This window comes from Pantoea sp. X-Soil-TKNS-1211, from assembly GCF_059730495.1.
The window spans coordinates 280,512-298,127 of sequence record NZ_AP035953.1; the positions used below are offsets into that span (position 1 = coordinate 280,512).

At 54.0% G+C, this 17,616-nt stretch carries 8 protein-coding genes, 2 tRNA genes and 3 rRNA genes; 9 read left to right on the forward strand and 4 right to left on the reverse strand.

Annotated features, from left to right (window positions below):
* Window position 1 precedes the first annotated feature (1 nt).
* Together purD and purH are read right to left on the reverse strand one after the other, a co-directional pair.
* On the reverse strand, window positions 2–1,282 hold the full coding sequence (gene purD / locus AC6I8W_RS01255) for a phosphoribosylamine--glycine ligase (protein WP_497836652.1): 1,281 nt from the start codon (window positions 1,280–1,282) through the stop codon (window positions 2–4).
* Window positions 1,283–1,300: 18 nt separating this feature from the next.
* Window positions 1,301–2,890 (reverse strand): bifunctional phosphoribosylaminoimidazolecarboxamide formyltransferase/IMP cyclohydrolase, encoded by a 1,590-nt coding sequence (gene purH, locus AC6I8W_RS01260; RefSeq protein WP_497836653.1) that lies wholly within the window; start codon window positions 2,888–2,890, stop codon window positions 1,301–1,303.
* A gap of 601 nt (window positions 2,891–3,491) precedes the next feature.
* Here purH and AC6I8W_RS01265 point away from each other — a divergent pair.
* The 5 genes from AC6I8W_RS01265 to rrf all read left to right on the forward strand — a co-directional run bounded on the left by AC6I8W_RS01265 (window position 3,492) and on the right by rrf (window position 8,766).
* Window positions 3,492–5,033, forward strand: a 16S ribosomal RNA gene (locus tag AC6I8W_RS01265).
* A 73-nt stretch (window positions 5,034–5,106) separates the two neighbouring features.
* A tRNA-Ile gene (locus AC6I8W_RS01270) sits at window positions 5,107–5,183 on the forward strand.
* A gap of 146 nt (window positions 5,184–5,329) precedes the next feature.
* A tRNA-Ala gene (locus AC6I8W_RS01275) sits at window positions 5,330–5,405 on the forward strand.
* A gap of 194 nt (window positions 5,406–5,599) precedes the next feature.
* Window positions 5,600–8,504 (forward strand): 23S ribosomal RNA (locus AC6I8W_RS01280).
* Window positions 8,505–8,650: 146 nt separating this feature from the next.
* A 5S ribosomal RNA gene (rrf, locus tag AC6I8W_RS01285) occupies window positions 8,651–8,766 on the forward strand.
* The 16S, 23S and 5S rRNA genes sit together here with 2 tRNA genes alongside, the layout of an rRNA operon.
* Window positions 8,767–8,901: 135 nt before the next feature.
* Here the strand turns inward: rrf and AC6I8W_RS01290 are convergent.
* On the reverse strand, window positions 8,902–10,224 hold the full coding sequence (locus AC6I8W_RS01290) for a carbohydrate porin (RefSeq protein WP_497836654.1): 1,323 nt from the start codon (window positions 10,222–10,224) through the stop codon (window positions 8,902–8,904).
* A 509-nt stretch (window positions 10,225–10,733) separates the two neighbouring features.
* Here AC6I8W_RS01290 and metA point away from each other — a divergent pair.
* From metA to aceK, 4 genes are all read left to right on the forward strand, one after another.
* Window positions 10,734–11,663 carry a homoserine O-succinyltransferase MetA gene (gene metA, locus AC6I8W_RS01295; protein ID WP_497836655.1) on the forward strand — a complete coding sequence of 310 codons (930 nt, stop codon included), beginning with the start codon at window positions 10,734–10,736 and terminating at the stop codon, window positions 11,661–11,663.
* 381 nt (window positions 11,664–12,044) lie between these two features.
* On the forward strand, window positions 12,045–13,643 hold the full coding sequence (gene aceB / locus AC6I8W_RS01300) for a malate synthase A (RefSeq protein WP_497836656.1): 1,599 nt from the start codon (window positions 12,045–12,047) through the stop codon (window positions 13,641–13,643).
* A 17-nt stretch (window positions 13,644–13,660) separates the two neighbouring features.
* Window positions 13,661–14,965, forward strand: coding sequence for an isocitrate lyase (gene aceA, locus AC6I8W_RS01305; RefSeq protein WP_497836657.1), 1,305 nt, complete (start codon window positions 13,661–13,663; stop codon window positions 14,963–14,965).
* Between the two features lie 48 nt (window positions 14,966–15,013).
* Window positions 15,014–16,747: a bifunctional isocitrate dehydrogenase kinase/phosphatase gene (gene aceK, locus AC6I8W_RS01310; protein WP_497836658.1), complete on the forward strand. Its 1,734-nt coding sequence runs from the start codon at window positions 15,014–15,016 to the stop codon at window positions 16,745–16,747.
* Here aceK and iclR read toward each other — a convergent pair.
* Entirely contained in the window at window positions 16,744–17,574 is an 831-nt protein-coding gene (iclR, locus tag AC6I8W_RS01315) for a glyoxylate bypass operon transcriptional repressor IclR (protein ID WP_497836659.1), read from the reverse strand. The genes aceK and iclR overlap by 4 nt on opposite strands.
* Window positions 17,575–17,616: the final 42 nt, after the last annotated feature.

The window sequence follows — 17,616 nt, forward strand, 5'->3', positions numbered from 1 at the left end:
ATTATTTGCGGTTGATGGCGCGATAGCCGATATCGTGGCGGCAGAAGCTGTCTTCCCAGGAGATAGACTTCGCCAGCTCATACGCACGTTGCTGTGCGGCGGCCACGTCTTCTCCCAGCGCGGTGACGCACAGTACGCGTCCTCCGTTGGTAACCACCAGGTCATCTTTCAGCGTGGTGCCAGCATGAAACACTTTACCATCTGCGACTTCTTCAAGCGGCAGGCCATGAATCTGGTCACCGGTGTTGTAGTCGCCCGGATAACCCCCGGCAGCCAACACCACACCCAGTGACGGACGCGGATCCCATTGTGACGTCTGCTGATCCAGCTTGCCATCACAGGCCGCCAGACACAGTGCAACCAGATCGGACTGCAAACGCAGCATGATCGGCTGAGTTTCCGGATCGCCAAAGCGGCAGTTGAATTCGATCACTTTAGGCTGACCGGTTTGATCGATCATCAGACCGGCGTACAGGAAGCCGGTGTAGGTGTTGCCTTCGGCCTTCATCCCGTTCACGGTTGGCCAGATGATCTGGTCCATCACGCGCTGGTGGATCTCATCGGTCACCACCGGAGCTGGTGAGTAGGCACCCATGCCGCCGGTATTCGGGCCGGTATCGCCATCACCCACGCGTTTATGATCCTGGCTGGTGGCCATCGGCAGCACGTTGTCGCCATCGACCATCACGATAAAGCTGGCTTCTTCACCATCGAGGAATTCTTCGATCACGATACGGTGGCCCGCATCGCCAAACGCATTGCCTGCCAGCATATCCTGCACTGCGTCTTCCGCTTCTTGCAGTGTCATCGCCACGATCACGCCTTTACCGGCGGCCAGACCATCGGCTTTGATGACAATCGGTGCGCCTTTCTCACGCAGATACGCCAGCGCCGGTTCTACCTCGGTAAAGTTTTGGTATTCAGCGGTTGGGATCTGCTGACGGGCGAGGAAATCTTTGGTGAAGGCTTTGGAGCCTTCCAACTGCGCGGCCGCCTGAGTCGGGCCAAAAATCTTCAGACCGGCGGCACGGAATGCATCAACGACACCGATCACCAGCGGCGCTTCCGGGCCGACGATGGTCAGGTCAATGTTTTCCTGCTGGGCAAAGGCCAGCAGCGCGGGCACGTCGGTGGCGCTGATGGCGACATTTTGCAATGCCGGTTCCAGCGCGGTGCCAGCATTACCCGGTGCAACAAACACGGTTTCTGCCAGCGGTGACTGGGCAGCTTTCCACGCCAGGGCGTGCTCACGTCCACCATTGCCAATGACTAAAATTTTCATCTGTAACGCTCCCAACGATTAATGGCGGAAATGACGCATGTCGGTAAAGATCATCGCGATGCCGTGCTCATCGGCGGCGGCAATCACTTCTTCATCGCGAATCGAACCACCCGGCTGAATCACGCAGGTGACACCGACGGCAGCGGCAGCATCAATACCATCGCGGAACGGGAAGAAGGCGTCAGAGGCCATGGCAGAACCTTTCACTTCCAGACCTTCATCACCAGCCTTAATACCGGCGATTTTCGCGGAATAGACGCGGCTCATCTGGCCTGCGCCAATACCGATGGTCATATTGTCACGGGCATAGACAATGGCGTTGGATTTAACGAATTTCGCTACTTTCCAGCAGAACAGGGCATCACGCAGTTCCTGTTCCGTCGGCTGGCGTTTACTTACTACACGCAGCTGGCTGGCGTCGACCATACCCAGATCGCGATCCTGCACCAGCAAACCACCGTTAACACGTTTGAAATCCAGACCTGCAACGCGATCCTGCCACTGACCACACACCAGAACACGGACATTCTGTTTGCTGGCGGTGACTTTCAGTGCGGCTTCAGAGGCAGAAGGTGCAATGATCACTTCCACGAACTGACGGCTGATGATGGCTTGCGCGGTCGCTTCGTCCAGCTCGCGGTTAAAGGCGATGATGCCGCCAAACGCTGAGGTAGGATCGGTTTTGTAGGCACGCTCATAGGCGTCCAGAATCGAACTGCCCACGGCCACACCACAAGGGTTGGCATGCTTCACAATCACGCAGGCAGCTTCGCTGAACTCTTTGACGCACTCCAGCGCAGCATCGGTATCGGCGATGTTGTTGTAGGACAGCGCTTTACCCTGCACCTGCTGAGCCGTAGCAACCGAGGCTTCTGCCACGTTCTCTTCTATATAGAAAGCCGCATCCTGATGGCTGTTCTCGCCGTAACGCATATCCTGCTTCTTAACGAAGTTCAGGTTCAGGGTACGTGGGAAACGCCCAGATGGTTCTTTGCTCTCGCCGTGATAGGCCGGCACCAGGCTACCGAAGTAGTTAGCAATCATGCTGTCGTAGGCGGCAGTATGCTCGAAGGCTTTAATGGCCAGATCGAAACGGGTTTCCAGCGTCAGGGAGTTTTCGTTAGCGTCCAGCTCAGCAATGATGGTGTTGTAATCGCTGCTCTTTACCACGATCGCCACGTCTTTGTGGTTCTTCGCGGCAGAGCGCACCATGGTTGGGCCGCCGATATCGATGTTTTCTACCGCATCTTCCAGCGTACAGCCGGGTTTTGCGACGGTCTGGGCGAATGGATAGAGGTTAACGACCACCATGTCGATAGGATTGATAGCGTGCTGCGCCATGATGGCATCATCCTGGCCGCGACGACCGAGAATACCGCCATGCACTTTCGGGTGCAGCGTTTTGACGCGTCCATCCATCATTTCCGGAAAACCGGTGTAGTCAGACACTTCAGTGACCGGCAGGCCCGCATCTGCCAGCAGGCGTGCAGTGCCACCTGTGGAGAGCAGCTCAACACCACGGCTGGAGAGTGCCTGAGCAAATTCGAGGATACCGGCTTTGTCTGAGACACTCAGCAGAGCGCGGCGTACAGGACGACGTTGTTGCATGGTGGTTTTATCCCTTGGCTTTGTTTCGCGTAAATAAGAGCGTTACATCAAGCTTAGCGTTTTTCTTCTATATAGAAGAAACGCTGGCCTCAGGTAACGCCCCAAAAGGGGCATCCTTCACGTCGCGGGGCATTGTAGCGAAAACGTTTGCGCGATGCTCGCCTAAATTCATTTCTCGCGTGAGTTGTGGATAAGTTTGTGTGTAAGTGGGTATAAGGCGGGGTTTTGCTGTGGAATGCAGCGAACGGTTGTTTTTATTGAAATTAGCGGTTGCGCGCGCCGAACAACTCCCTATAATGCGCCTCCATCGACACGGCACAACGGTTTACGAAATGTGGTGTTGAGAGAGAAGTTCTGAAAGAACTCTCGCCGGAGAAAATCTCTGAAAAAAGAGATTGACTCTGAAGGAGGAAAGCGTAATATACGCCACCTCGCGACAGACGGTTAACCCGCTGCTCGCACTGCTCTTTAACAATTTATCAGACAATCTGTGTGGGCACTCGCAGGATTGATATCAAAAGTCTACGGACTTAAAAAATATCAAGTCTCAAGAGTGAACACGTAATTCATTACGAAGTTTAATTCTTTGAGCATCAAACTTAAATTGAAGAGTTTGATCATGGCTCAGATTGAACGCTGGCGGCAGGCCTAACACATGCAAGTCGAACGGTAGCACAGAGGAGCTTGCTCCTCGGGTGACGAGTGGCGGACGGGTGAGTAATGTCTGGGGATCTGCCCGATGGAGGGGGATAACTACTGGAAACGGTAGCTAATACCGCATAACGTCGCAAGACCAAAGTGGGGGACCTTCGGGCCTCACACCATCGGATGAACCCAGATGGGATTAGCTAGTAGGTGGGGTAACGGCTCACCTAGGCGACGATCCCTAGCTGGTCTGAGAGGATGACCAGCCACACTGGAACTGAGACACGGTCCAGACTCCTACGGGAGGCAGCAGTGGGGAATATTGCACAATGGGCGCAAGCCTGATGCAGCCATGCCGCGTGTATGAAGAAGGCCTTCGGGTTGTAAAGTACTTTCAGCGGGGAGGAAGGTGTTGGAGTTAATAGCTTCAGCAATTGACGTTACCCGCAGAAGAAGCACCGGCTAACTCCGTGCCAGCAGCCGCGGTAATACGGAGGGTGCAAGCGTTAATCGGAATTACTGGGCGTAAAGCGCACGCAGGCGGTCTGTCAAGTCGGATGTGAAATCCCCGGGCTTAACCTGGGAACTGCATTCGAAACTGGCAGGCTGGAGTCTTGTAGAGGGGGGTAGAATTCCAGGTGTAGCGGTGAAATGCGTAGAGATCTGGAGGAATACCGGTGGCGAAGGCGGCCCCCTGGACAAAGACTGACGCTCAGGTGCGAAAGCGTGGGGAGCAAACAGGATTAGATACCCTGGTAGTCCACGCTGTAAACGATGTCGACTTGGAGGTTGTGCCCTTGAGGCGTGGCTTCCGGAGCTAACGCGTTAAGTCGACCGCCTGGGGAGTACGGCCGCAAGGTTAAAACTCAAATGAATTGACGGGGGCCCGCACAAGCGGTGGAGCATGTGGTTTAATTCGATGCAACGCGAAGAACCTTACCTGGCCTTGACATCCAGAGAACTTAGCAGAGATGCTTTGGTGCCTTCGGGAACTCTGAGACAGGTGCTGCATGGCTGTCGTCAGCTCGTGTTGTGAAATGTTGGGTTAAGTCCCGCAACGAGCGCAACCCTTATCCTTTGTTGCCAGCGATTCGGTCGGGAACTCAAAGGAGACTGCCGGTGATAAACCGGAGGAAGGTGGGGATGACGTCAAGTCATCATGGCCCTTACGGCCAGGGCTACACACGTGCTACAATGGCGCATACAAAGAGAAGCGATCTCGCGAGAGCAAGCGGACCTCATAAAGTGCGTCGTAGTCCGGATTGGAGTCTGCAACTCGACTCCATGAAGTCGGAATCGCTAGTAATCGTAGATCAGAATGCTACGGTGAATACGTTCCCGGGCCTTGTACACACCGCCCGTCACACCATGGGAGTGGGTTGCAAAAGAAGTAGGTAGCTTAACCTTCGGGAGGGCGCTTACCACTTTGTGATTCATGACTGGGGTGAAGTCGTAACAAGGTAACCGTAGGGGAACCTGCGGTTGGATCACCTCCTTACCTGAAGATACCTTCCTCCGAAGTGCTCACACAGATTGTCTGATGAAATTTAAAGAAGCAGAAAAACCTCTACAGGCTTGTAGCTCAGGTGGTTAGAGCGCACCCCTGATAAGGGTGAGGTCGGTGGTTCAAGTCCACTCAGGCCTACCAAATTTCTCCTCATGCTGCGTTATGCGCGCGGTCGTTTACCGGTGTAAACTTCCCTTCCGCATGCCTTGCCTGAGATGAAATTACATTCTTCGCTGAAGAATGGTTACTCGGTTGAGTGGTAGTAGTGGTCTCTGCAGTGACTGTATGGGGCTATAGCTCAGCTGGGAGAGCGCCTGCCTTGCACGCAGGAGGTCAGCGGTTCGATCCCGCTTAGCTCCACCATTACAGTTTTTCAATACTTCAGAGCGTACCGGAAACGGTGTGCTGCGAAGTATTTGCTCTTTAACAATCCGGAACAAGCTGAAAATTTGAAACGACACGTTGTTTCATTTCTCCGTAATAAGAAATGAAAGCGATGTGTTCGAGTCTCTCAAATGCTTGCAGTCTGCATGCGTGAAAACGCCTGTGGGTTGTGAGGTTAAGCGACTAAGCGTACACGGTGGATGCCCTGGCAGTCAGAGGCGATGAAGGACGTGCTAATCTGCGTAAAGCGTCGGTAAGGTGATATGAACCGCTACAGCCGACGATGTCCGAATGGGGAAACCCGGTGCACTCTGTGCATCATCGTTAACTGAATACATAGGTTAACGAGGCGAACCGGGGGAACTGAAACATCTAAGTACCCCGAGGAAAAGAAATCAACCGAGATTCCCCCAGTAGCGGCGAGCGAACGGGGAACAGCCCAGAACCTGAATCAGTTTGTGTGTCAGTGGAAGCGTCTGGAAAGTCGCAGGGTACAGGGTGATACTCCCGTACACGAAGATGCACATACTGTGAGTTCGATGAGTAGGGCGGGACACGTGGTATCCTGTCTGAATATGGGGGGACCATCCTCCAAGGCTAAATACTCCTGACTGACCGATAGTGAACCAGTACCGTGAGGGAAAGGCGAAAAGAACCCCGGCGAGGGGAGTGAAACAGAACCTGAAACCGTGTACGTACAAGCAGTGGGAGCCTACTTGTTAGGTGACTGCGTACCTTTTGTATAATGGGTCAGCGACTTATATTCTGTAGCAAGGTTAACCGTATAGGGGAGCCGCAGGGAAACCGAGTCTTAATTGGGCGTTAAGTTGCAGGGTATAGACCCGAAACCCGGTGATCTAGCCATGGGCAGGTTGAAGGTTGGGTAACACTAACTGGAGGACCGAACCGACTAATGTTGAAAAATTAGCGGATGACTTGTGGCTGGGGGTGAAAGGCCAATCAAACCGGGAGATAGCTGGTTCTCCCCGAAAGCTATTTAGGTAGCGCCTCGTGAATTCATCTCCGGGGGTAGAGCACTGTTTCGGCTAGGGGGCCATCCCGGCTTACCAACCCGATGCAAACTGCGAATACCGGAGAATGTTATCACGGGAGACACACGGCGGGTGCTAACGTCCGTCGTGAAGAGGGAAACAACCCAGACCGCCAGCTAAGGTCCCAAAGTCATGGTTAAGTGGGAAACGATGTGGGAAGGCCCAGACAGCCAGGATGTTGGCTTAGAAGCAGCCATCATTTAAAGAAAGCGTAATAGCTCACTGGTCGAGTCGGCCTGCGCGGAAGATGTAACGGGGCTAAACCATGCACCGAAGCTGCGGCAGCGACACTGTGTGTTGTTGGGTAGGGGAGCGTTCTGTAAGCCGCTGAAGGTGGACTGTGAGGTCTGCTGGAGGTATCAGAAGTGCGAATGCTGACATAAGTAACGATAAAGCGGGTGAAAAGCCCGCTCGCCGGAAGACCAAGGGTTCCTGTCCAACGTTAATCGGGGCAGGGTGAGTCGACCCCTAAGGCGAGGCTGAAAAGCGTAGTCGATGGGAAACAGGTTAATATTCCTGTACTTGGTGTTACTGCGAAGGGGGGACGGAGAAGGCTGGGTTATCCGGGCGACGGTTGTCCCGGTTTAAGCGTGTAGGCTTGCATTCCAGGCAAATCCGGAATGCTTTAAGGCTGAGGCGTGATGACGAGCCACTACGGTGGTGAAGTAACTGATGCCCTGCTTCCAGGAAAAGCCTCTAAGCTCCAGGTAACACGAAATCGTACCCCAAACCGACACAGGTGGTCAGGTAGAGAATACCAAGGCGCTTGAGAGAACTCGGGTGAAGGAACTAGGCAAAATGGTGCCGTAACTTCGGGAGAAGGCACGCTGGCGCGTAGGTGAAGGGACTTGCTCCCGGAGCTGAAGCCAGTCGAAGATACCAGCTGGCTGCAACTGTTTATTAAAAACACAGCACTGTGCAAACACGAAAGTGGACGTATACGGTGTGACGCCTGCCCGGTGCCGGAAGGTTAATTGATGGGGTTATCCGTAAGGAGAAGCTCTTGATCGAAGCCCCGGTAAACGGCGGCCGTAACTATAACGGTCCTAAGGTAGCGAAATTCCTTGTCGGGTAAGTTCCGACCTGCACGAATGGCGTAATGATGGCCAGGCTGTCTCCACCCGAGACTCAGTGAAATTGAAATCGCTGTGAAGATGCAGTGTACCCGCGGCAAGACGGAAAGACCCCGTGAACCTTTACTATAGCTTGACACTGAACATTGAGCCTTGATGTGTAGGATAGGTGGGAGGCTTTGAAGCGTGGACGCCAGTCTGCGTGGAGCCGACCTTGAAATACCACCCTTTAATGTTTGATGTTCTAACGTAGGCCCGTGATCCGGGCTGCGGACAGTGTCTGGTGGGTAGTTTGACTGGGGCGGTCTCCTCCCAAAGTGTAACGGAGGAGCACGAAGGTTGGCTAATCCTGGTCGGACATCAGGAGGTTAGTGCAATGGCATAAGCCAGCTTGACTGCGAGAGTGACGGCTCGAGCAGGTGCGAAAGCAGGTCATAGTGATCCGGTGGTTCTGAATGGAAGGGCCATCGCTCAACGGATAAAAGGTACTCCGGGGATAACAGGCTGATACCGCCCAAGAGTTCATATCGACGGCGGTGTTTGGCACCTCGATGTCGGCTCATCACATCCTGGGGCTGAAGTAGGTCCCAAGGGTACGGCTGTTCGCCGTTTAAAGTGGTACGCGAGCTGGGTTTAGAACGTCGTGAGACAGTTCGGTCCCTATCTGCCGTGGGCGCTGGAGAATTGAGGGGGGTTGCTCCTAGTACGAGAGGACCGGAGTGAACGCACCACTGGTGTTCGGGTTGTCATGCCAATGGCATTGCCCGGTAGCTAAGTGCGGAAAAGATAAGTGCTGAAAGCATCTAAGCACGAAACTTGCCCCGAGATGAGTTCTCCCTGACCCCTTGAGGGTCCTGAAGGGACGTTGAAGACGACGACGTTGATAGGCCGGATGTGTAAGTGCAGCGATGCATTGAGCTAACCGGTACTAATGACCCGTGAGGCTTAACCTTACAACGCCAGAGGCGTTTTGTTGAGAGACGCAGAGAATTTTCAGCCTTGTTCGACCGGATTAAGTTGTGTCCTGCGGATTCAGGTCCGAAGGATTTTGCGCTGAAGCAAGGCGGCAAAAGACACAGGACAGAGCACAAAGAATTTGCCTGGCGGCTGTAGCGCGGTGGTCCCACCTGACCCCATGCCGAACTCAGAAGTGAAACGCCGTAGCGCCGATGGTAGTGTGGGGTCTCCCCATGCGAGAGTAGGGAACTGCCAGGCATCAAACAAGTGAAGAAACCCTGAACGAAAGTTCAGGGTTTTTTTACGTCTGCGCATCCGGTAGCGGCGCGATTTATCGCGCGCTTTGCAGGCCACGGTACGGTAAAAATCGCGCCGCTACGAAATCTGGCTGTTTCAGAACGTTAAGCTCGCCGTAATCCCTCCTACAAACACATCTTTCACGCTGCTATCTGCGCCCGGCGCGGCAACGTATTGCAGATTAGGACGCAATGTAAGCCACGGGCTGACGTTCCAGGAATAGTAGAGTTCATAGTCGTATTCAGAGCCTCTGATCACCGGTAGATAAGTGGCATCATTGACGTTCTGTACACCATTCTCTTCATTCTCCCGTTCGAGCATGCGACTGTAGGCCGAGTTCACATGCAAACGGGCCATACCCAAGCCAACATCATCCTGAGGCCGTGCAGCAAAAAGCCCTTTCCAACTCAGCGCGACTGTCTGAGTATAATCGAGTTTTGAGGTTCGCTTGTCGTGCATTACCTGACTTAGGGTCAGAGACAGACCGCGATGATTATCATGCTGCTGGGCAAATAATTGTTGCTGAACAACTGCATAAGCACCATAACCATGCGCGGTATCGCCATACTGACCGTGTTGCCAGCTGTGATACACCCCGCTCTGAGCCGAAGAGTAATACGCACCCAAGCGATAATTCCCCTGCAGCGCATCAGTACCCAATTTGGGCTGCCAGCCAATTTCAACCGGGATCAGATTGCCATCGGAGTGGTTTACCCGGAAATGGAAACCGCTGCCGCGATTATCGTTATCATCGTTCTGATTATAAAATCCCACTTTAACATAGACATCCGGCGTGATATTCAGCTGTAAACGTCCCATCCACTGGGATACCGGCCAGTTCATCCAGCGGTCGCTACGTGATTTACCGGGGATACCCGGACCAAGCGCCAGGTTTTGGAAATGCGACTCGATGGTGCCGAAATCTTCCCCTACCGTCGCGCGACCAAGCTTCAGGTTGATATGGTCGTTGATAAAACCACTACGTAACCAGAACTGTGTCAGTCGCCAGGTCTGACCGCGACCATAGACCTCCTGAACGGAAGAAAGCATCGGCGCTTTTGGATTAGCCACCTGCTCAGAAAGGTTTTGCCCATTACGGTCCGTCACCGTGGCCTGAAAATCGGTGTCCTGCCAGCCCAGCAATTTTTCCAGGTCGAGATGGGTGCTAAACAGCCATTGATCGGTATAACGTGCGGTGGTGGCGGATTGATAACCCCCCGCCAGATTTGCTGCACTTTCCATCACGTAATTAACATTAAAATCAATGCCCTGTTGTTGCAGAGCGGTGCGCTGACCGTCCCAGTCCCCCAGCATCCACGGTGAATCACTGGAGAAGGGAGCGGCAGCCGCAAACCCGTAGGGCGAAGCAATAACCAGCATGCCTGGTAAGATCAGACTGGTGATTTTCAGTTTATGCATAGTAAAAACCTTATAGATATAATTTCCGAGCCAAAAAGTTAAATAAAGGAATGTTTCAATGTGGAGATTAATAGTGTGGTCTGTTTTTATAACAGGACTGACTTATACACCTGGCAGGGGTTTAATTTTATAAAAATTTATTGGGTGATTTTGATTGAAAGCAATAAAGATTTTAACCTAATGAATTTAATGCATTTAATATTTTTGGTTTCTCTGGTTTTTAAATCATTTTTTCATTTTAACTCATGGCGTCCATCCAACCAAAATAGTCTGTCTGATAAACCAAATAAATATATATTGAATATTCATTGCCTCCTTTTTTATTTAAATCAGTTATGGCTAATTTAATTTCAGGCAGCCGTAGGTTATTTCCTCCCCACATCCTTAAGACGCATTAAGCTGAAACATTTTCATAAATCGCATGAAGACTCGACATTCACGATGCACCAGGCTAATGTCAGGCATCTGGATGTCTAAACGTTTATACGGTTGTAAGAGGTGAGCAGGTTATGCCAATCAGGATCCCCGATGAGTTACCGGCAGTGAATTTTTTGCGTAGTGAGAACGTCTTTGTGATGACCTCATCGCGCGCCAGGGTTCAGGAGATCCGTCCGTTGAAAGTGCTGGTCCTCAATCTGATGCCTAAAAAAATTGAGACCGAAAACCAGTTTCTGCGTCTGCTCTCCAACTCGCCACTACAGATTGATATTCAGTTGCTGCGTATCGACAGCCGTGAGTCACGTAACACGCCGACTGAGCACCTGAATAATTTCTACTGTAATTTCGAAGATATTCAAGATGATAACTTCGATGGATTGATTGTCACCGGTGCGCCACTTGGTCTGGTGGATTTCAATGACGTGGCGTACTGGCCGCAGATTCAGCGCGTGCTGCACTGGGCAAAAGAACACGTCACCTCGACATTATTTGTCTGTTGGGCGGTACAGGCCGCGCTGAATATTCTCTACGGTATCCCCAAACAAACGCGCCAGAACAAGCTGTCAGGGGTGTATGAACATCAGATCCTGCATCCGCATGCATTGCTGACGCGTGGCTTTGATGACAACTTCCTCGCGCCGCATTCGCGCTATGCTGACTTTCCCAGCCAGCTGATCCGTGATTACACCGATCTGGAGTTGTTTGCCGAATCGGAAACCACCGGCGCTTACCTGATGGCGAGCAAAGATAAACGTCTGGCGTTTGTCACCGGCCACCCGGAATACGATGCGCTGACGCTATCTGGAGAATACCACCGTGACTACGATGCCGGGTTGCATCCCGAGGTGCCATTTAACTATTTCCCTCACGACAACCCGGAACTGCCGCCGCGCGCCACCTGGCGCAGCCATGGCAACCTGTTGTTCTCTAACTGGCTGAACTACTACGTCTACCAGATCACGCCGTTTGATTTACGGCATATGAATCCCACACTCGAGTAACCCGTCATACTTCAAGCTGCAGGAGCGTTGGCTGCGCTCATTCACCCCAGTCACTTACTTATGTAAGCTCCTGGGAATTCATTCCCTTGCCGCCTTCCTGCACCTCGAATTATTTAGGGTTTAAAACTCGTTTGACCTTGCCGTGGTTGCCTCGTGTAACCGCGGCATTTTTTTGTCTGCGAGACAGAGTGGAAGTTATTGCCTTTAATTCGTGTCTTTAAATTACATATAAATCATATTGTTAAGTTGTATTTAAATTAAAAATGGAAATAGTTTTTGAAAATAAAATAAAAATCATTATGCTCTGATCTTGCAGGTCAAAAAACACCCTACAGCCGGATCCCGCAACTGAATCAGGGATCAACACAGGAGGCAGCCCGCATGACAGACTCGGTTATCAGCAGTACGCTAACCTTCAGCCAGCCCTTTACCCAAGCGGAAAAGCAGCTGCTTACCCCGGAAGCGATCGACTTTTTGCACTCCCTGGTAGCGCGTTTTGCCCCGGAACGCGATCGCCTGCTGAAAGCCCGCCAGAAACGCCAGCAGCGTTATGATCAAGGTGCCTTACCAGATTTTGATTCGGAAACGACTTCCATTCGTGAAAATGCGTGGCAGGTACGCCCAATTCCTGAACTGCTTCGCGATCGCCGTGTTGAGATCACCGGTCCCCCGGATCGCAAAATGGTGATCAACGCCTTGAACGCCAATGTGAAAGTCTTTATGGCGGACTTTGAGGATTCCCTGGCACCCAACTGGCAAAAACTGGTCGACGGTCAGTTGGCGCTACGTGACGCGGTGAAAGGCACGCTGAGCTTCACCAGTGATGCAGGCAAGATCTACCAGTTGCGGTCCGAACCGGCGTTGCTGATGTGCCGCGTACGCGGTCTGCATCTGGATGAGAAGCATGTGGAATGGCGCGATTGTGCAATCCCCGGCGGGTTGTTTGATTTTGCGTTGTATCTGTTTCACAACGTCGACGCACTGTTGGAGAAAGGCCATGGGCCGTGGTTCTATCTGCCGAAAACCGAGCATGCCACGGAAGTCGCATGGTGGCGCGAAATCTTCCGCTTCAGTGAAGATCGTTTCGGTCTGCCGCGCGGCACCATCAAAGCCACGGTGTTGATCGAGACGTTACCGGCGGTGTTCCAGATGGATGAGATCCTGTGGGAACTGCGCGATCACGTGGTCGGTCTGAACTGTGGTCGCTGGGATTACATTTTCAGTTACATCAAAACTCTCGGGCAGCATGGCGAACGCATCCTGCCGGATCGTCAGCAAATCAGCATGGATCAGCCATTTCTTGATGCCTACTCGCGTTTGCTGATCAAGACCTGTCATCGCCGTGGTGCGCTGGCTATGGGCGGCATGTCGGCGCTGATCCCGAGCAAAGATGAAGAACGCAACGCCTGGGTTATGCAGAAGGTGCAGGAAGATAAAGCACGCGAAGCGGCGAACGGCCACGACGGTACCTGGGTAGCGCATCCTGGTCTGGCGGATATCGCGATGGCGGAATTTGATCGCCAACTGGGCGATCGGCCTAACCAGTTGCATGTCAACCGCGAGCAGGACAACCCGATCACCGCCGAGCGTCTGTTGCTCCCCTGTCGCGGCAAACGTACCGAAGCCGGTATGCGCGCCAACATTCGTGTAGCGCTGCAATATCTGGAGTCGTGGATCGGTGGCAACGGCTGTGTACCTATCGATGGTCTGATGGAAGATGCCGCGACCGCAGAAATTGCCCGTACCTCGATCTGGCAATGGATTCACCACAAGCAAATCCTCAGCGATGGTCAGCTGGTGACGGCGGCATTGTTTGAGCAACTGTTGGACGAAGAAATGCACGCGTTACAACACAGCCTTGGTGAAGAACGTTTCCGTAACGGACGTTTTGCTGATGCTGCTGCGCTGATGGCGCAAATCACCACCGATGATGAACTGGTTCCTTTCCTCACCCTGCCAGGTTACCGCCTGCTGCCATGATTCCAGGAGACATTGCTATGACGACTCGTGCACAACAAATCAAACAGCTGGAAACCACCTGGCGCGACGCGCGCTGGCAGGGCATTACCCGCCCGTACAGCGCGCAGGATGTGGTGAATTTGCGTGGTTCGGTTAATCCGGCTTGCACCCTGGCGGAACGCGGTGCGCAAAAACTGTGGTCGCTGCTGAATGGCGAATCGCAGAAAGGATATATCAATAGCCTGGGGGCTTTGACTGGCGGTCAGGCGGTACAGCAGGCGAAAGCGGGTATTGAGGCGATTTATCTCTCCGGCTGGCAGGTGGCGGCGGATGCCAACCTTGCTGGACAAATGTACCCGGATCAGTCGCTCTATCCGGTGAACTCGGTGCCAGCGGTGGTCGAACGCATTAACCAGAGCTTCCAGCGGGCCGACCAGATTCAGTGGGCCAGCGGGATGTCGCCGGACGTCGAAGGATTTATTGATTACTACCTGCCGATTGTGGCGGATGCCGAAGCGGGCTTTGGCGGGGTGCTCAATGCGTTTGAGTTGATGAAATCGATGATTCAGGCGGGGGCGGCGGCGGTGCATTTTGAAGACCAACTGGCGGCGGTGAAGAAATGCGGCCATATGGGCGGCAAAGTGCTGGTGCCGACTCAGGAGGCGATTCAAAAACTGGTGGCAGCGCGGCTGGCGGCGGATGTGATGGATGTTCCGACGGTGCTGATTGCCCGTACCGACGCCGATGCCGCTGACCTTATCACCTCGGACTGCGATGAATACGATAGCGCCTTTATCACTGGCGAACGGACAGCGGAAGGTTTCTTCCGCACCCGCGCCGGGATCGAGCAGGCGATCAGCCGTGGTCTGGCCTACGCCCCCTACGCCGATGTGTTGTGGTGTGAGACCTCGACGCCGGATCTGGCGCTGGCGCAGCGTTTTGCCGATGCCATCCATGCCCAATACCCCGGCAAGTTGCTGGCCTACAACTGCTCGCCATCGTTTAACTGGAAGAAGAACCTCGACGATCGCACTATCGCCCGGTTCCAGCAGGCGTTGAGCGAGATGGGTTACCGTTTCCAGTTCATCACTCTGGCGGGTATTCACAGCATGTGGTTCAACATGTTCGACCTGGCGCACGCCTATGCACAGGGTGAGGGCATGCGTCACTACGTGGAGAAAGTTCAGCAGCCAGAGTTTGCGGCGCGTGAGAAGGGCTATACCTTCTCATCCCATCAGCAGGAGGTGGGTACCGGCTATTTCGACCGCATCACCACGGTGATTCAGGGCGGTCAATCGTCGGTGACGGCATTGACGGGTTCCACCGAAGCCGCGCAGTTCTGAGTTGTGACCCTGGCCCACGGAGGGGCCATATAGCCGGGAGACCTGCCCATGCCGCCGAGAGAATCCCTGATCGCCCATACCATCCTGCAAGGTTTTGACGCGCAGTATGGCCGTTTTCTTGATATCACCGCCGGTGCCCAGCAGCGCTTTGAACAGGCCGACTGGCACGCGGTGCAGCAGGCGATGAAGGCGCGTATTCACCTTTATGATCATCATGTTGGGCTGGTGGCAAATCAGCTGCGTATCATCAATGGCGCGGCAGACTGGGATGAAGCCTTCTGGCTGCGGGTGAAAAGCCACTACGAAACGCTGCTGCCGGGTTATCCGCGCCATGAGATTGCCGAAAGTTTCTTTAACTCGGTGTATTGCCGCTTGCAGGGCCATAGCCATCTGTCACCTGAGCGGTTATTTATCTTTCCCTCGCAGCCTTTTGCTCCGGCACCGGAATCACCGCGCCCGTTATCCCGCCTGTACCGACCGCAGCACAGTTGGCAGGAGACGCTGCGCCAGATTCTCAACGATATCCCACTGCGTCTGCCGTGGCAGGATCAGGCGCGAGATATCCATTGGGTAGTGCGCCATCTGCACGAACAATTCAGCGCGGCTCAGTTAGCGACGGCGACACTGGACGTGGCCAGCGAGCTGTTTTACCGCAATAAAACCGCATGGATAGTGGCACGCCTGCGATTGTCCGATGCCATCCTCCCGTGCCTGTTACCGATTCAGCGTGATGAAGCCGGACGGTTGTGGATTGATACCTGTCTGACCGACAGCAACGATGCCAGCATCGTGTTCGGTTTCGCTCGCGCCTACTTTATGGTTTATGCGCCAGTGCCCGCAGCGCTGGTGGCATGGCTGGCACAGATTCTGCCCGGTAAAACCACCGCCGAGCGCTATATGGCGATTGGCTGCCAGAAGCACGGCAAAACCGAATGCTATCGCGAATATCTGCACTACCTGGCGCACAGCGAGGAGGATTTCACCATCGCACCTGGTGTACGCGGCATGGTGATGCTGGTTTTCACGCTGCCGGGTTTTGATCGGGTTTTTAAGGTGATCAAAGATCGCTTCGCTCCGCAGAAGGAAGTGACGGAGGCGCAGGTGCGTGACTGCTATCAACTGGTCAAGGAGCATGATCGTGTTGGTCGCATGGCGGATACTCAGGAATTTGAACACTTCGCGCTGCCGCGATCACGTGTCCCGGCGGCACTGATGGCTGAATTTGAGCGTGATATCCCGGAAAAAATCTGTATTGAAGATGACGTGGTGATTATTCGCCATCTCTGGCTGGAGCGCCGTATGCAGCCGCTGAATCTGTGGCTGGCACAGGCTGATGCTGCCCAGCGTCGCCACGCGGTTGAAGAATACGGTGATGCCATACGTCAGCTGGCGGCAGCGAATATTTTTCCGGGCGACATGTTATTTAAAAACTTCGGCATGACGCGCCACGGTCGGGTGGTGTTTTACGATTATGATGAAATCCGCCCGATGACCGAGCTACAGTTCCGCGATGTCCCGCCAGCGCGTTACGAAGAGGATGAACTTCAGGCAGAGCCGTGGTACAGCGTCGGGCCGGATGATGTGTTTCCGGAAACCTTCCGCTACGCGCTGTGTAGCGAACCGGCTACCGGTAATTTGCTGCTGGCGCTGCATCCGCAGCTGTTCGATGCTGGCTGGTGGCGCGCCCAGCAAGCGCGTATTCGGCAGGGACATATTGAAGAGGTGATGGCATGGCGTGAGGCACAGCGCTTTAGCGTGCGCTATGCCACCGTTGCCGCTTAGCGTCCGGCGTAATCCTGGGTCACCTGTTTGGCGGCACGGATCACCAGCGCACCCAGTTCGGTGATACGGTCATCGGTCATGCGCGCAATTGGGCCGGAAATAGAAATCGCCGCGAAGGGTTCACCATGTTCGTCATAAATGGTTGCCGCTACGCAGCGTAGGCCCAGCGCGTGTTCTTCATCATCATGAGAAAAACCCACCTTGCGAATCAACGCCAGATTCTCTTTCAGGCTGTGCGGCGACATCAGGGTTTTCGGCGTGTAGTAGTGCAGCCCTTTTTGATGCAGCAGTGCCGTCACCTGATCATCACTCAAATGTGCGAGAAAGGCTTTGCCCGCCCCGGAAGCGTGCATCGGCAGCTTACCGCCAATCGGTGCGGACATGCGCATCAGTTGGGTGCACTGTACCTGGTCGACAATCACCGCCTGATAATCGCTGAGATCCAGCACCGCCAGATTGACGGTTTCCCCGGCGTCTTCCATCAATTTGCGCAGAATCGGATGCACAATCGCCAGCAGATTACGGCTTTGCAGGAAACTGCTGCCGACGACAAACGCGTGTGAACCAATCGCCCAGAAGCCAAGATCGCCCACCTGATGGACGAACCCCTGCTGCTGCATGGTGGTCAGCAGGCGATGGGTGGTGGAATTGGGCAGGCCGGCCTGTTGCGCCAGTTCGGTCAGCGGCACGCTGCCATGTGATTCTGCAATCAGTTCCAGCAAACGCAGGCCGCGCGTCAGCGACTGAACCTGGCCGCCAGCAGGGGCCGCGCTGGCCGCAGCGGTTCGGGGTTTTTTGCCGCGTTTGGCGGGTGCAGGGGTAGCCATGACTTCTCCAGGATTGCTTCAGATATGGAAACCATTTTCGTT

What these genes read in the sequence shown, in the direction of transcription:
- metA (WP_497836655.1), top strand. Translation starts at nt 10,734, where the DNA reads ATGCCAATCAGGATCCCCGATGAGTTACCGGCAGTGAATTTTTTGCGT.
- aceA (WP_497836657.1), top strand. Translation starts at nt 13,661, where the DNA reads ATGACGACTCGTGCACAACAAATCAAACAGCTGGAAACCACCTGGCGC.
- purD (WP_497836652.1), bottom strand. Translation starts at nt 1,282, where the DNA reads ATGAAAATTTTAGTCATTGGCAATGGTGGACGTGAGCACGCCCTGGCG.
- aceK (WP_497836658.1), top strand. Translation starts at nt 15,014, where the DNA reads ATGCCGCCGAGAGAATCCCTGATCGCCCATACCATCCTGCAAGGTTTT.
- iclR (WP_497836659.1), bottom strand. Translation starts at nt 17,574, where the DNA reads ATGGCTACCCCTGCACCCGCCAAACGCGGCAAAAAACCCCGAACCGCT.
- aceB (WP_497836656.1), top strand. Translation starts at nt 12,045, where the DNA reads ATGACAGACTCGGTTATCAGCAGTACGCTAACCTTCAGCCAGCCCTTT.
- purH (WP_497836653.1), bottom strand. Translation starts at nt 2,890, where the DNA reads ATGCAACAACGTCGTCCTGTACGCCGCGCTCTGCTGAGTGTCTCAGAC.
- AC6I8W_RS01290 (WP_497836654.1), bottom strand. Translation starts at nt 10,224, where the DNA reads ATGCATAAACTGAAAATCACCAGTCTGATCTTACCAGGCATGCTGGTT.